At 23.9% G+C, this 15,910-nt stretch carries 19 protein-coding genes; 3 read left to right on the forward strand and 16 right to left on the reverse strand.

The genetic code is table 4. The annotated features are described in order from the left end of the window. The first annotated feature begins 145 nt into the window (after nucleotides 1–145). Nucleotides 146–418 (forward strand): hypothetical protein, encoded by a 273-nt coding sequence (locus AAHM79_RS06975; RefSeq protein ID WP_342257471.1) that lies wholly within the window; start codon nucleotides 146–148, stop codon nucleotides 416–418. A 73-nt stretch (nucleotides 419–491) separates the two neighbouring features. Here the strand turns inward: AAHM79_RS06975 and AAHM79_RS06980 are convergent, their stop codons facing one another. The 6 genes from AAHM79_RS06980 to AAHM79_RS07005 form a co-directional block, all read right to left on the reverse strand. Next, nucleotides 492–956 carry a hypothetical protein gene (locus tag AAHM79_RS06980; protein ID WP_342257472.1) on the reverse strand — a complete coding sequence of 155 codons (465 nt, stop codon included), beginning with the start codon at nucleotides 954–956 and terminating at the stop codon, nucleotides 492–494. A 288-nt stretch (nucleotides 957–1,244) separates the two neighbouring features. Further along, complete coding sequence (locus AAHM79_RS06985; RefSeq protein WP_342257473.1) at nucleotides 1,245–2,021, reverse strand: hypothetical protein; 777 nt, start codon at nucleotides 2,019–2,021, stop codon at nucleotides 1,245–1,247. A gap of 239 nt (nucleotides 2,022–2,260) precedes the next feature. Further along, nucleotides 2,261–2,686: a hypothetical protein gene (locus AAHM79_RS06990; protein ID WP_342257474.1), complete on the reverse strand. Its 426-nt coding sequence runs from the start codon at nucleotides 2,684–2,686 to the stop codon at nucleotides 2,261–2,263. 47 nt (nucleotides 2,687–2,733) lie between these two features. Then, nucleotides 2,734–3,093 carry a hypothetical protein gene (locus AAHM79_RS06995; RefSeq protein WP_342257475.1) on the reverse strand — a complete coding sequence of 120 codons (360 nt, stop codon included), beginning with the start codon at nucleotides 3,091–3,093 and terminating at the stop codon, nucleotides 2,734–2,736. 256 nt (nucleotides 3,094–3,349) lie between these two features. Continuing rightward, complete coding sequence (locus AAHM79_RS07000) at nucleotides 3,350–5,110, reverse strand: APC family permease (protein ID WP_342257476.1); 1,761 nt, start codon at nucleotides 5,108–5,110, stop codon at nucleotides 3,350–3,352. Nucleotides 5,111–5,442: 332 nt separating this feature from the next. Further along, complete coding sequence (locus AAHM79_RS07005) at nucleotides 5,443–5,682, reverse strand: hypothetical protein (protein ID WP_342257477.1); 240 nt, start codon at nucleotides 5,680–5,682, stop codon at nucleotides 5,443–5,445. Between AAHM79_RS07005 and AAHM79_RS07010 the strand changes: the two genes are divergently transcribed. Then, nucleotides 5,648–6,946, forward strand: coding sequence for a YfcC family protein (locus AAHM79_RS07010; protein ID WP_342257478.1), 1,299 nt, complete (start codon nucleotides 5,648–5,650; stop codon nucleotides 6,944–6,946). The two genes, AAHM79_RS07005 and AAHM79_RS07010, sit on opposite strands and share 35 nt — an antisense overlap. Before the next feature lie 71 nt (nucleotides 6,947–7,017). Here AAHM79_RS07010 and AAHM79_RS07015 read toward each other — a convergent pair whose 3' ends face one another. Then, entirely contained in the window at nucleotides 7,018–7,482 is a 465-nt protein-coding gene (locus AAHM79_RS07015; RefSeq protein ID WP_342257479.1) for a hypothetical protein, read from the reverse strand. Between the two features lie 414 nt (nucleotides 7,483–7,896). On the opposite strand from AAHM79_RS07015, the gene AAHM79_RS07020 reads away from it, so the two are divergent. Beyond that, entirely contained in the window at nucleotides 7,897–8,820 is a 924-nt protein-coding gene (locus AAHM79_RS07020) for a hypothetical protein (RefSeq protein WP_342257480.1), read from the forward strand. A gap of 90 nt (nucleotides 8,821–8,910) precedes the next feature. Here the strand turns inward: AAHM79_RS07020 and AAHM79_RS07025 are convergent, their stop codons facing one another. The 9 genes from AAHM79_RS07025 to AAHM79_RS07065 all read right to left on the reverse strand — a co-directional run bounded on the left by AAHM79_RS07025 (nucleotide 8,911) and on the right by AAHM79_RS07065 (nucleotide 15,907). Further along, nucleotides 8,911–9,318, reverse strand: coding sequence for a hypothetical protein (locus tag AAHM79_RS07025; RefSeq protein WP_342257481.1), 408 nt, complete (start codon nucleotides 9,316–9,318; stop codon nucleotides 8,911–8,913). Nucleotides 9,319–9,412: 94 nt separating this feature from the next. After that, nucleotides 9,413–9,742: a hypothetical protein gene (locus tag AAHM79_RS07030; RefSeq protein WP_342257482.1), complete on the reverse strand. Its 330-nt coding sequence runs from the start codon at nucleotides 9,740–9,742 to the stop codon at nucleotides 9,413–9,415. Nucleotides 9,743–10,299: 557 nt separating this feature from the next. Further along, nucleotides 10,300–11,250 (reverse strand): IS30 family transposase, encoded by a 951-nt coding sequence (locus AAHM79_RS07035; protein ID WP_338979395.1) that lies wholly within the window; start codon nucleotides 11,248–11,250, stop codon nucleotides 10,300–10,302. A 72-nt stretch (nucleotides 11,251–11,322) separates the two neighbouring features. Further along, nucleotides 11,323–12,213, reverse strand: coding sequence for a hypothetical protein (locus AAHM79_RS07040; RefSeq protein WP_342257483.1), 891 nt, complete (start codon nucleotides 12,211–12,213; stop codon nucleotides 11,323–11,325). A 3-nt stretch (nucleotides 12,214–12,216) separates the two neighbouring features. Beyond that, on the reverse strand, nucleotides 12,217–13,914 hold the full coding sequence (locus AAHM79_RS07045; RefSeq protein ID WP_342257484.1) for a hypothetical protein: 1,698 nt from the start codon (nucleotides 13,912–13,914) through the stop codon (nucleotides 12,217–12,219). Between the two features lie 11 nt (nucleotides 13,915–13,925). Next, nucleotides 13,926–15,110, reverse strand: a complete 1,185-nt coding sequence (locus tag AAHM79_RS07050) for a hypothetical protein (protein ID WP_342257485.1) — start codon at nucleotides 15,108–15,110, stop codon at nucleotides 13,926–13,928. Nucleotides 15,111–15,128: 18 nt separating this feature from the next. Then, on the reverse strand, nucleotides 15,129–15,506 hold the full coding sequence (locus AAHM79_RS07055; RefSeq protein ID WP_342257486.1) for a hypothetical protein: 378 nt from the start codon (nucleotides 15,504–15,506) through the stop codon (nucleotides 15,129–15,131). Between the two features lie 16 nt (nucleotides 15,507–15,522). Continuing rightward, nucleotides 15,523–15,714 carry a hypothetical protein gene (locus tag AAHM79_RS07060; RefSeq protein WP_338957816.1) on the reverse strand — a complete coding sequence of 64 codons (192 nt, stop codon included), beginning with the start codon at nucleotides 15,712–15,714 and terminating at the stop codon, nucleotides 15,523–15,525. Nucleotides 15,715–15,748: 34 nt separating this feature from the next. Beyond that, entirely contained in the window at nucleotides 15,749–15,907 is a 159-nt protein-coding gene (locus AAHM79_RS07065) for a hypothetical protein (RefSeq protein WP_338957552.1), read from the reverse strand. Nucleotides 15,908–15,910: the final 3 nt, after the last annotated feature.

The following is a 15,910-nucleotide window of genomic DNA, read 5'->3' on the forward strand; positions in this document are numbered from 1 at the left end:
CTATTATTATAAAAGTTATAGAAAAAAACAAAAAGAGATTTTAATGAAAAAAAATATTAACAATATTAACTACCTTAGCATTTACAATAACTATTGAAAATTGTATTAGTAATTTTAACTTAAGCACAATCACATTACAAAATGATTGTTTAAAAAAAATAATGTTCATCAAAGCAATAATGATTTTATTTTTTCTGATTTATATAAAAATAATAAAGGCAAAATATATGTAATAACTAATGATGGTATTTATAAATATACTAATGATAAAAATACATTCATAAAAATGAAAGGCATAAATGGATTAATAATAAGTTTAAAATTTGATGCAAAAGATAAGATTAATGCTTTAAAAATTAATGACATTTATAAATGTCTAGTCAATAAAAATGATAATATGGGAATATTTAATCAGTAAAACCTAATTATAATTAAGCAATATTTAGTTTTTATTTTGATATTTTTTTCTAAAATTAAATTTTAAAAAAATATTAATTTAAAATTCGTGGTTTAGATTGAAAAGTATTACTAATACCATTATTACTACTATTACTATCAACAGTATTATTTATAATTGGCTTAATACGCATATCAAATATAGTAATAGCAACATTTTTAATACTAATAAAAAATTGCTTTAAAAAATCTAATTGTTCAAATGTAAAATTTAGTTCTTGATTAGTAATCAAATCATTAATTTTTTTAATATCATAATTATTTTCATAATACAAAGCAAAATTATCACATTGATTTTGTTTGATCAACATAAAAAAAGAATTAATAGTATTATTATCCAACTCTTCAATTGGTAATGCTTTTAAAATTTTAGGTTCAGTATCATTATAAGTTGTTGTTACTTTATATAAAATTTTTAAATCATTATCAATTTTATATTTTTCTAATTTATAATTTTTTAATTGATTGTTATCATTAACATAATATGATTTGTTTGCCATTTGATTACCACCTTTAAATAAAATAAATGCTTTTTCAATTTAAATAAATGAAAAGAGATTTAAAAAATCAAGTATTAGTTCTTATTTAATTTTACAACTAAATTATTTAGAAATAAAGTAAATCTATAATAAAATAATATATTTTATTATAGATTTAAATTTAATTTATATTAATTAGAAAATTTATTATTTACCTGGAGTTCCAACAGCCATTTTTTGTGCAAGAATAACACTATCAAAATGTAACTGTAAAAATGCGGGTTCACCATCATTAAAAGTTTTTATTTCTTATGTGCCGGTAGGTGAACTAAAAAAATGAGTTGTAAAAGATGTATTTAATACTTTAAGTAAAGACTCAAACTTTGTTTTGTTTAATTCATCAGTAAACTCTAATTTAAAACCAGAAGTTGGCTGATCGGCCTTGAATCCTTGATCAGCAGTTAGTTTGAAATCAGTTAAAGGTTCTTTTATAATATTACTTGTTATTACCTTTGAAACATTTAAATTTGCTGCCTTTATATTAATATTATAAGATTTAACAAGCTTAGCAGCAGTTTTGCTACTCATAATATCAATTTGACAAATACCATCCGCTACTTTAAAGTCAGTTGTGTCAGCAACTGATATTTCACCTGGAGCAGCAGTTTTAATTGTTATAATTAAATTGGTAATAGCATCAACATCGGATTCTGAATAATCATTATCTTGATTACCAGATGTAAATACCAATTCCCTTAAAAAGGTTGCAGCATCAACATCTTTTGCTTTCCATTTACCAGCAGCAGAACCTTCAACTAATAACTTTTCTTTAAACAAATTATCTTTAATAAGATTAGTATAGTCAGCAGTGATAATACAAGTTCCAAGATTATCAAAATTTATTACTTCATCAATTATACTTGTATTTTCATCACTATATCATCCTAATAATTCTGCATATTTCCCATTTAATTGCGGATTATTAGGAATATTTGAACCATTATTACCGCACGCAACAACTGAAGGAGTTGCTCCTACTGTTAATGCAAGGGCACCCATTAATCTTAACATATTTTTCATATTCACATATACCTCCAATAATATTCTTTAAACTTATTATAATAACTATAAATCAATAACTTAGTTACTTTTTTTAATATAACATCGTATAATAAGTTCTCCAATATTTATTATATACTATATGTTTATAATGTTTAAAAATATGAAAAATAAACATTTTTTAAAAATAAAATACTCCTTTTAATTTAAAAGGAGTAATAATATTATTTTTATTTTATAAAATTATGCAACCGTTAATGTAGTTTTTACAGTAGTAGATCAAAATTAACATCACCTGTTTTATAACTTATTTCTATTTTTTTACCTTCTGCTCATGTTCCTTCAGCATCAGTCGATTCCATTTGCGCAGAAATTTTTAAGCCAGTTAACGTATTTAAAGCCATAAATTGTTTTCCATTATCTGTTTTATCAACAATACTTATTGCTGCTCCTTGTTTAGCACCTTCGGGAATAGTTCCATCTTTTACAAATAAAATATTTGAATTTGTAACAACATCAGTATCTGCTATTGTAATTTTACCAGCTATTGCAGCAAGACCAGCAGCAATAACACCTTTTGTTTTATCAGCTTTTAACTTAATGCCATAAACATCACCAAGTGCCTCTTCACCTTTTTTAAATTGGAAGTTAAAAGTACCACCAGTAATAGCATAATCTTTACTATCATCCATTTTAGCTAATTCTGGTTTAATATTAGTAACTTCAGCAGTTATTGCGTCTAATACAGCTCTTCAAAAACTCCATCAGCAAAAGTAGTTCCCTCTTTTGGTTTAACTTTTAATACATTAGTAATAAAATCAAAACATGCTTGATTTGCCGCTTTATCTCCTTCTCCTAATAATTTACCAGCTTTAATTGCTGATGCTTCAGCAACAGCTCAACTAACATTATCCTTGACAGTTGTATCAAGTGAAGCTGTTTGTACACCTTCTCCTTTTTCATCTGTTAACCCTAATTGTTTTGATACTTCTACGTTCATGGCTACACCAGCTTTATCACCACAAGCAACAACCGAAGTAGTAGCTGCTGTTGTTAATGTTAATGCACCCATTAATCTTAATATATTTTTCATATTCATATATAGTACCTCAAATAATATGACTTTTGAACTACAAATACAATAACCACAATTTAGAATTACTTCTAAACATAATATTGAAATGAATCCAATTAACATTATACATCATATTTTACTTTCTACCATCAATATACTTTATAATAATATAAAAAAATATTAATTATTAACACCTTTAATATTACTATAAAAATTTGTCAAAAATAATAAATACTAAAAATGTATTAGTTATAATAACCAATACATTTTTAAACTTTTTTTATTCTTCGTCTTCACGCCATTCGCCTTCTGACATCAATAATTCTTTACGTACATTTTTAGCAATCGTATAATTAGGGTTTTTATAATCACCATTAATTAAAACATTACGTACTAAATAATTTTCAATTTCATTTTGTAGATTTTTTGCAACAAAAGGTCAATCATCTTTAACTCTAAATTCGCTATCCAATTCTTCTTGTAATTTAGGATTTGTAAGCATTCTTTTTCTTTGCATTGGTTTATAATAAGCAAAGTATCAAATTAGAGCAAACGCAATGCTAGCAATTAAATAAACTAATTGTAAAACATTAGAAGTTATATCAGATATTCCTTTTGTAGTATCAGTTCCACCTTTACCAATAAGACTTGCACCCGAAATTAAACCATTGATTAAAGATCTTAATCATTCTTCAAATTGTCAAACTAAGAAAAGTGTTGCTGCAAGTCAAATAATAATTTCAAAAATATTTTTTTTCAATTTCTTTTCTATAGATAGTTTAATTGCAATGGAAAGTACAAAAACATAAATAATAACCATAATAATACCGGCTTCAGCAGTTAATGTTCCATAATTAACAATCGAACTTAAAACTAATTGTCCATCCTTATAAACAGGATGTAACGTATCAACTATTACTCCAATAATATCAGGTAAAATTAATCATACAAAAGCTGAAGAAAAAGTAATAATTAAATTTAATCTAGAAGCTTTAAATGGAATGTTATCTTTTGATAATTCTTTATATTTAGGTGAAATATATCCCTCAACAGATAATGGTTCTAAAATAGCACCACTATATAAAGCATTTTGCATTCCAGCATTAGACTTTAATGAAATAGTACAAATTAACATTACAAGGATACCAATTATTCCTAATCATTGTGCATGAGCTTTATCACCTAAAATTTTAAAAATACTTAAGTTGGGATTATCTGAAAAATTACCAGCAACAGCACAAATCATAAGGATTGTTACTGCCATATAAAAAATAGTAGATAAAATCATAACAATAACTAATGAACGACTAATATTTTTTTCAGGATTTCTAACATTTTTACCAATTGTTGAATAGGTTTCAAATCCTAAAAAGAAAAAGAAACACATGGCAAAAGCTTGTGAAAAGTTATTGGCAGTTAATTGTTGATGAGAAGTAGTCATATCTCAATTTGAAGTTCCTGCCATCACAAATAATATAATAGTTGCTATGATTAATAAAAAAGTTGTTCCTCATTTTAAATAACTAGAAATATTCACAAATTTTTTAAATGCAGCCATTCCTAAAAATAATACACAAGAAGCTAAACCATAAATTAGAATTCCAATCAAATCTAATCCTAAATGTTGTCATACTCCTCAATTAGCATATAAAAAAGAAGATGGATCAGTAAAGTTAATTCTAATCATTGATACAATTTGTGAACTAACTATAACAGGTAAAGTAGCATACTGTAAAAAAGAAATTAATCAACCTCAGAAGCGACCATAACTACTTCTAACATAAATATAAGCAGCACCATTATTACCCGGATGTACTCTTGAAAGTCTTGAGAAAGCTCAAGCACAAGTTCCTGCAATTAATCCTTCTACTAAAAAAATTCAAATCATATGAGAACCTAAATTTAAACTATCTTTATTAATTAAAATTGCAAAGTTAGCAGTAAAAGTAATTCCAACAGTATAATTAAAACCAAACCAGACTAATTCTGATAAAGTTAATTTATGATTTGTCCTTTCTTTTTTCTTAAAAAGTTTTAACATAATATTCTCCTTTCAATTATAATAATTATATACCTTTAAAGTGATTTCATTAATTAATGAAATAGTCAATAAAATCAAAAAAATAAAAAAATATATGTAATTTATAATAACTAATTTTATTTTAAAATACTACTAATATTTAATTAAATTTTCAAATAATACTAATAAAAAAATAACATTTTTTTAAAAACTATTATTATAATAATGTTACTTAAATAAAAATACTACTTTTTTAATAAGTTATTTTAAAAAATAAGCTTAAACATCTTTTATTCTACATGATAAATAGTGTATTATATAATAATACTTTTAAAAAAATAAAGAAGGAGGTATTAATCATATATGGGAATTACCAAAAAGAAAAAATTTCGTTTATTTCCATTTAAAATGCCAACAGCAATTACAGTCTTATTATTTATTATTGCTCTAATTATTATTATTTCTTGGATTCCAGGAACAACAGGTAAATGATTAGAAGATGAATCAAAACCTGTAAGCACTGATAACCCCTGACAAGAAGGTGGGCCATTAGGTATCATGGACTTATTTTTGGCTCCAATTAAAGGTTTCATTGGTAGCAGTGATATTATTGTTTTTGTTTTAGTAATTGGTGGATATATTGGCATAGTTATGAAATCAGGTGCACTAGATGCAGGAATTGGTCGTTTAGTTAAACGTCTAAACGGAAAAGAAATTTGAATTATTCCTTCAATTATGACTATCCTATCGATTGGTGGAACAGTTGAAGGAATGTGTGAAGAAACTATTCCTTACTATTTAATTATTATTCCAGCAATGTTAGCTGCTGGTTTTGATGTTGTTACAGCTGTATTAATGATTTTATTGGGTGCTGGTGTTGGTGTTATGTTTTCAACACTTAATCCCTTTGCTATTGCCACAGCTTCACAAGCTAGTGGTTTAAATCCGGGTGATGGAATCACCTGACGTTTAATTTGTTGATTTTTAGCAACTATCGGTACTATTGCTTTTGTTATGTGATATGCAATCCGTGTTAAACGTAATCCCGAAAAATCAGTTGTTTTTCACTTACATAGTGAGCATCATGAAGAATTTATTAATAAAGAAGAAATACCTGAATTTACTAAACGTCGTAAAATTATTTTAGCACTATTTGGATTAACATTTTTAATTATGGTGCTTTGTATTATTCCATGAGGTAAAATTACAGGAACAACTATTTTTGATGATTTTCACAATACATTAATTAAATATTTTCCATATTTCACAAGTCAAATTAATGCATTTGGTGACTGAAATATTGAAATGTTAGCTTTCTTATTTTTCTTTGTTTCAATTATCATTGCAGCAATTGATTGAAAAGGCGAAGAACAATATGTTCGTAATTTTATTAGTGGTTCTTCAGAATTATTAGGTGTTGCTTTAATAATTGCTGTTGCTGGTGGAATTGGCTGATCATTACAACATTCAGGAATGCAACATGTTGTTGTTGGTCAATTGCAAAGTATTGATAAATTGCCAAGATTTGCTATTGTTATTATTGGTTTTTTTGCTTTTCTTTTGATTGCCTTTGTTATTCCTTCAACATCAGGATTTGCAAAAGCTGTTTTCCCTATTGTTTCAAAAATAGTAATTCCTTTAGGATTAGGTTCAGGAATGATTACTACTTTTGTTATGTCTAGTGGTTGAATTAATTTATTTGCACCAAGTGCAGGTGTAATGATGGCAGGACTTGCCATTGCTAAAGTTCCCCTAACAAGTTTTTATCGATCAATCTGACCATATACTATTGGTATTACTGTCTTTGCCTTAATAATGTTAAGTATTGGAACTTTATTACCTCAATCAATATTTTAGTAGAATTTAAAGCACTATGTTAATTAAAACTTTTCTCTAATTAGAGAAAAGTTTTAATTTTTATTTCATTTTTATAAAATTAAACATCGTTTGGGAAAACATTCACATTCACGATCTGTTTGCGTTTGTTCATTATTTAGTAGACTTAATTGATCATCTGCTAATTCTGAAATTTCTACAACTTCATCTTCTGGTAAAAAAATTTGTTCTAATATTTTATTAATATTATTTCAATCATTTACAAAATTTTCACTCATTTTACTGTCTCTAATTATTTTTCCAGTAGCAGGATCATATTCTGTTGATTGACAAGAATTTAACAACATTTCTTCAACAAAAGCAGAAACTTTATAAATAATTAATAATTTTTGGTTAATATTATCATCACTTTTTTCTTTCTGTAATTGCTGTTTATACTTACTTAATTCATCTCATAATGATTTAATATTTTCCTTTTTTGCTTCTATTTTTCTAAAAATTTCTATAATTTCTTTATAATCAACTTTTATTTCAGATAGTAAAGATTTTAAATTCATATTTTTCCCCTTTCAAAATAAAAAACCTACTTGCTTAAAACTTAAACAATAGGTCAAAAACTTATATTTTTTTATTTATAGAAATATTATACTTTATTATTTTTATTTTTTTCAGATATTACTTTATAACAATAAATACTAATATGATTTTAATTTTTAATTAAAATCTTAAATATTTTTAATATATTTTGATTATATTAAAAAATAAAATTATAAGTGTTTTTTATTTAATTTTACTATTAATAATTTATAAATAAACTCTTAAAGGTGTAAAAAAACCATAAAATTTTTTTTATGTATTATAATAGTATTAGTGAGTTATTTAAAATAATATGTTTTACATAAGATTATTGAAGATAATTTCTCACATCTATTCTAGATTTAACTGAGGAGGTTAAGAAAAAAATGAGGAATATGAGAACATTATTAAAGTTATTAGGTGCTAGTGTCATAACAACAGTGCCAGTAACTACTGTTATAGCTTGTGGTAACAACAAAGAAGATCAAGTAAAAATATTACTAGATCAAGTATCAATAAATTTAGATTTAACAAATGATGAAGGAAAAGGTTTAAAAACTATTAGACTTGATTGAGAAAAAGATACATCCTTTTTCTGAATTGATAATTCCGATATTTTAGTTACTAAATTATTAGAAAATGAGGCAACTACTGGTCAAGTCAAAGCTAAAGATAAAGACAGTTTCTATTTTTTAAAATCTGTTTTACAACAGAAATTAACATCAGGAACAACACCTGAAGATGGTACTTTTGATGCAGCGGAAGTTGCTAAAATTAAAAATAAAATATCTAATATAAAAGTTTCTACTAGTAAATTTGTAGAACCAAATGATGATGAAAAACTTGTAGTTGGTGATGGGACATATAATTTACAATTCTTTAAAGAAGATGGTCAAACAAATTTAGGGGATAAATATACAGTAAAAGTAATGACTGGAACTGATGCTTTATTTAATATTTTTGCAAGTGATAGTCCTGCTAAGTTAAGTTATAATGAATTTGTTTATGAAGGAAGTTCTATTGAGCATTTCCAAGCGGGTTATAAATTAGAAGAAACTGTTAATAAATGATTAAAAGATAAAACAGAAGTACCATTAATAAGCAAAAGCAAAACTGAAAAAGCTATTAAATTTAATAACTTTGAACAATTAGTTGGTTGAAAAGCAAAATTTAATGTTATAAGTTTTGAAAGAAGAGGAGCATTCCCTCGTCCAAATAATTTAACAGACGGAGATGAACTAACACTTTCTATTGCTTTAGTAAAAAACCAAGAAACTATTTCTTTAAAGTCAACAATAATAATAAGAATAAACAATTAATAGTAAAATAATAATGATATGATTAGCATAAAATCATTATTCAATTTTTCTAAAATATATTAATTAAGGTAATACTAGTATAGTATTACCTTATTTTTTACTTCAAAATAATATATATGATTTTAATTCTTCGCTATTAACTTTCATTGCTGAAATTTGTTTTAATTGAAATTGTTCATGCACTACTGCTTCAAATTCTAAAACAACACCTACTTTAAACTTAAGAAAAGCATCATTAACATATTTTTTATTATTAAAAATTAAAACTGCCAATTGTTCAAAAGCATAATTTAAAATTTTATCAGAATTTGGTTCTAAAGAAAGATAACAAAATATTTGTTCATTCCTTAAATATTGCGATATCCCAAAACTATTATTTAATTTATCTAATTGTTTTCATAAACATGGTGTTAAAATAATTTTAGCAATACCATTAGCACTATACTTAATGCCATCTCTTTCGTAAGAAAAACCATTATTTTTAATAATGGTGTTCATTCCTAATTCTTTATAATTAATAGTATATTCGGTTATTAACTCTGCAAAAATATTCTCGTTACCTACTCAATCAGCGCTAAATTCTAGATTTTTATTAACAGTAATAATAAGAGCATTTGTTATTTTTTTTACTTCATTGTAAAAATAGTTCTCATTGTTCAAGAATAACAAAAACTATTTTATCAATCAAAGTATATGGCATTGAAGATTCTTCTGCTAAAGCTGAAATTTTAGAAACAATATTACTACTTAACAAATTAGATAATAATCTTACCTTATCACTTATTTGTAAATTTTTATTTTTCTTGTAAATTTTAATAATACGTTTACATGTACTTTTTTTCAAAACTAATTTAGCAGTACCGCGACGTTGATTTGAAAAATATACAAATGCTAATAAATTATAACCGAATCTCTTTGTCATTATAATTCCCCTGACTATCTTAAATTATAAATTAAAAACTATTTTACTTTAAATTAATATACTTTCATTATAACAGAACTAGAAAATTTAATAAACATATAAGTTTATTTCAAAAAAATTAAATTAAAAATCTCAATAAGATTTGTCCATAATCATTAAGAAAAGCAATAATAAAAAATAAATAGTAAAAATAAATAGTATTATTTCATATTTTTAGATATAATTATTCTAATTTAATAAATGTATATACCTAATATAGCTATTTTTCTATATTAGGATTTTTATTAAATTAAATATCCAAATAAAAAAGGAAAAATAAAATGTTAAAAATGGGAGCATACCGATGTTGTCAATAATATTCAAATTTGTCTTTAAATTATAAGTTTAGACGAGAATAATTTAGACTTCAATATGCAATTGTAAGTTAATCTTAACACTTCAAAAATATTAGTCAACAATAATACTTACTTTTATAACTCAAAAATTCTTATTAAAGTTTTCTTTAATAAGTTTTATTTTATTTTTATTTATTTGCTAAATTGTAAAGGTAAGTGCAACTAAATTATTTTTCTATCCAAATATTCGATTGGTGAAAGATAATTTAGTATTTTTCTCGGTCTTTGATTTAAAGACAATATAAATTTATGAACTTCATTTTTATTAGTTTTTGAAAAAATAAATTTTTTAGGAAATTTTTCTCTAATTAAACCATTAGTATTTTCATTAGTACCTCTTTGTCAAGGTGAATATGGATTGGCAAAATAAATTTTTACATCTAAATTTTTTTCAAGTTGTTGTCAATTTGAAAATTCTTTGCCACGATCAAAAGTAATAGTTTTAACAATGTTTTTAGGAAGAATTGATAAATAATAACTGACATTTTTATTAATAACTTTAGTAGTTCTGTTTTTAACTAATATTGCTAAAGTAAATCGTGATACTCTTTCAACTAAAGTTATTAAACATGATTTGCTTTTACCTCGTGATGATACTATAGTATCTCCTTCTCAATGACCAAGTGTTATACGATCATTAACATTTATATCTCGTTCTTTAATTGATTTACCATTAAACTTGCCACGATTTTCTTTAGATTTTCGTTTTTTACCTTTTCTTCTTAAATTTTTACTAGTAACTTTATCAAGCATTCCAAAATAAATTCAAGTATAAATTGTTTTAAAACTAATAACTCACTCTTTATGAAAATTTTTAATTCTGCCATAAATTTGTTCAGGTGATCAACCTAATAGTAATTTTTGTTGTACATATTTTACTAAATTCTTATTTTTAAACTTATGAAAACTAATATGTGATTGTTTTCGATTTTCAGCTTTATTTTGTGCAATTAATGAAAAATAATGATTATTATCTTTATTTCTATTAATTTCTCGAATAATAGTACTAATACTTCGATTAAGATTTTTAGCTATTTCACTAATTTTAAATTTAAATTTCAATTGATTCTCAATATAAATCCTTTCATCTATGCCAAGATGTTTATAACTCATATAAAAACTCCTTACTTTTTTCTAAACTAAATTTAGCATTATGAAATTTTTATATGAGAATTTTTTGCAATTTTATTTACTTGCACTTACAAGTATAATTCAGCAATCATTAATATTTTCGTTTGTTTTAATTAATTCACTATTTAATTTGGTAATTTCATTTTCATTTGTAGTAATTCGTTTTTGTTGTTTAGCAGAAAAATCACAAGTTGGTGCATGTGTATAATCACCAATTTGTGGATTGTTTTGTAAAACATCAGGTGGTAATGTTCCAATTTCATTAGGTCAATCTAAAATCATAGTTTCAGTTTTTGAGTCATATTCTGTTGCAACATAACCTTTATTTATTAAATTTGTAACTGGTCCCCTATATGTTTCATTTTTATTACCATTAATGGTATCATCATATAATTTTATTTGCTTTGATAATGTAAATTCTTTTTGTTCTTGAATTAATTCATTAACTTGGTTTCTAGTATAAAATGCTTTTAAGTCAATTTTTTCAACATCTATTTCATCATTATTATAATTTGAAAATATTTGTTTTAATTCTGTTAATCTTGCTCATATTTTCATTCTACTAGGTGCTAAATCTCAAATATTAATCGTAGGAGTACTACTTGCACTAAATTGATTACCATTATTAAATTGAATAGTAGCATCAACATTAAATTCAATTGGTGTACGATTAAATACTCAATGTTCAACCATAACATAAACCATATCTCTTAAAGTTTCTTTAATTAATTCATCTTTAAAACTATCAAAAGGAAATTTAGATAAAATAAAATCAAGATAAGCATTAATATCATTTTGAGCACGAATAGCAAATGTTTTAAATCAATCATCAACATTTGGTCATGTATTTATATATTGTCGTGGTGTTTCTGTAATTGTTCCAGTTAATGGATATCAGTTATTATAATTTTCTAAACTGACACCAGTTCAAAGTTTATTAATCATATTTTATCATTCCTTAAAAAATGCTTTTTTATAACGTTTGGTTTTTGATTTAGTTTTTCTATGTGATATATGTATAATTTCTTTTTGTAATTTTTTCTTTCCTTTTTTTACAACTTGATTATATGCAAATTTTTCTAAATGTCTTAACAATCCAGTACCAAATACAGTATTAACTGATAATTTTAAACCCACCCTTTTAAATGATTTATTGACATTATCAATAGGATTATTAATAACATTAACTACTTTATGATAAGTTCTAATTGTCCTTAATATTTGCCTATAAATTTTAAAACTATCTTTAATCATTTGTTGTACAACTAGTAGAGCAAAAGCAATACTTTTTAATCATTTATTTTGACTAACTCCATATCCAATATATCAACCGCTATATCATCTATATCAATGAAATGGATGTATTTGAATAACAAAAGTTTCTGCTTTGATAATACTATCAATAACTACAATTGGTTTATATTTAGGATTACGATGATAAATAGTAATTCCACATTTATCTAATGATAAAGGTTGAATTTTACAAGCCATAAATACTGGTGAATTTAATGGAATTAATTGTGCATGTTTAATTGCTTTCTTTTCAGCACTTGTAAATACATCAATTGTTTTTTCTTTTAATTTATTAATTTTTTCAAATGCTTGTTTTTCTAATTTTTCGAATTTCTCTTGTAATTTATAAATATTTATTCTTATTTTTTCAAAATATGAAGTATCTTTTCAAAATTTATTTAAACCTTTTTTAAAATAAAATTTAATATCAAAATATTTAAAAGTTTGATTTGCTTTTAATACTAATTTATGAATTGAACTATTTTTAAAATTAAATTTAATTGCATTAGCACGAATTTTTTGTAAATCTAAAATTAAAGATTTTCCATATCTATTTTCTGCATGTATTGTATTAACTAAATTTAATCAGTCATGTTGGTTCATTTTTAATACTTCTTTTAAATCAGTATTATATTTTTGTAAAAAATTGTTTGCTTTATCAATATCTTTAATTTTAAATTTAGGAGTTAACTGTGGACTTAACTTTATTAATTCATTTTGTAATAATAAATAATTTTTTAATTCTTGTACTTCTAATTTTGCAAAATTATTTTTATATTGTCTTTCAGCAACAAAACCTAAATTTTGTATTATTGTTTCGCGATTTGGAGCATGGTTATAATTAAATAAATAACGTTTATTTCCAATAATTTTATCTGTTAAAATTTCTTTTCCACTTACTTGACTAATGATTTCTTGTAAATTTTTTGCTTTTTTAATGCCAATTTGTTCTAATGTTTTAGTTTTTTCTGCTAAACTAATAAATTTAGTTGTACGATAACCACGACTAATTCTATTAAGTCCAGCAAATGCAGGTAATATATTAAAAAAAGTATTTAATGGTGTAACATTTCCTTTTAAATAATCATAAACTTGATTAATAGTAAAATCAGTTAAAAACTCTACACCAACAGCACTAATACTAGCAAGTAAATCACTTGCACCTAAACCAAGTGCTAAACTTTCACTTAATCCACCAGTAAAAGGAGCAAGTGCTACTGCTATTACTTGTACACCAATCATTTCTAAAATTTCTCATCATCAACTTTTATGTTCTTGTTGTTGACTTGTTCTAGTATGTTTTGGTTTATTTATGTTTAAAAGTATTGCTGTACTAGTTGTACCAATTGGCATAATAATTATCCTTATTTAAGAGTTATTTTTATAGGATTTGTTGAACCTTGATAATTTTTATCAGTGTCATTAGTAGTGATTACTACATATAAATCTCCTGCTTTTTGGTTTTGATTACTTACATCAACTTGACCTTGGGCATCACTAAAATAATTAATAATTGGAGTTGTTAAATTTGGATTTAAATTATTTAGTTCAGTTGTATTTTTAATTGTTGTATCTAATAATTTATTCTTTTTAGTAGTATCAGCAGTAATATTAGTTGTTAATGTTGTAATTTCTTCACTTAAATATTTTTTATTAACAATACCACATAACATTCATCTTGATTCTGTTTCTGAGTTTGACATATAAGGAATAGATTCTCCTGTTACTTTTCCACCAACTAAATATCTTTTTGGAACTTTACCATCTTTAATATCTTCAACATATATACTAGTTTGTTGTAACATATATCTTTTCATTGCTTTTGGTGTTGCTAAAACAAAATTCATAATTTGATTTTTATTTTCAGTATTTTTAAATGTCATATAATCATCCATAACAATTTGACATAATACACCTTTAATATATAAATTTGTTCCATTTAATCTTAATTGTTGTGCTAGTTGATTATCAGTAATTAAACCTTTATTATCTGCTAAATAAACTAAAGTATCATAAAGACTATTTGTTATAAAAAATTTACAATTATTACTATTTCTTAATTGAAATAAAGTATTTCATGCTGATAACATTGATTTTAAATATCCTACTGGTGTTGTATCAGTAATGATTACTTTTTTGGCAGATTTAGCAATTGTATTTGTATCATTATTTGCTAAATAATCTGCTAAATCATTAGCAACTTCATATTGCATACTTTCTAGTAAATTTTGCCCATTATCTGCAAATAAATCAACTTCACCAATCATTTCTCCTGTACTAGCTTCTTTTGTAATTTCTTTAATAATTTTATCAGTATCAACATAACCAACTTCTAATCCTTTACTTTTATCATTTCAATGAAGTATTTTGAATGTTGGGTCTTTTGGTTTTTTAACTATAAATTCAATTTTTGTAGAATTAACCATTTCAATTGGAAAAAAACTTGCTCATGGACTATTTGATTGTTTATAAAATTCTATAAATTCAGGTGTTTCTACTAATTTTGTAGTATTATCTAAATTTTGTTTAAATGGCACTGGATTTGGCATTTTAAATTTTCCTTTCTTTTATAAATTATTTTTCTTTTTATAATCTAATAAACTACTTTTTATTGAAGTTTCTTGATTTGTTAATATTGTTTCTTGTTTACCACCTGTATTAATTGGTTCTTTAAATAGTGGTTGTTCTTTAATCATTTTTTTAATAGTTTCTTCAATTTTTGAATTTTCTATATTACTTGTTTTAAATTTTAAAAATTCATAAAATTCTTTTTTAACTTGATATTTTTTAAATATATTAATTATTTCTTTTTCTTTAATTTCTTGATTAAGTTTATTTCACTTATTTTCTAATTCAACAATCTTAATTTCTTGCTCTTGTTGTAAATTATTATTTTCAATTAAAGGTTCAGTATTTTGTTCAACATTAGTTTCATTTTCTAACATTTAAATCACACCTTTATTATTTATTTTCTTTTCCATTAATTTTTTCATTAAGTTTTGCTAATTTTTTTTGATGTTTCATCACTTTATTATTTCTTCTAATATGTTTTGGAGTTGTAATAAATCTTTTAAATCAAACAATTAATTCTCTACAAATTAATGTTCCTACACTTGTTCCAATAATAATTAATTCATGTAAAAATTCTTTCATTTTCAATTATTTCCTTTCAATTATTTATTTTTAATTATTCGTCAAATTGACCATTATTAATTCTTTCAATCATTGATTTTGAATTACTTATAATAGTTACCAATAAAGATATTTCTTTATTTAATTGTTCCATTCTTTCTTTATATGTCTGAATTTCATTGTTATAATATTCAATCAATTTTTCTTTATTCATTAG

It is taken from the genome of Spiroplasma endosymbiont of Nomada ruficornis (genome assembly GCF_964030795.1).
Classification (GTDB): Bacteria; Bacillota_I; Bacilli_A; order Mycoplasmatales; family VBWQ01; genus Spiroplasma_E; species Spiroplasma_E ixodetis_A.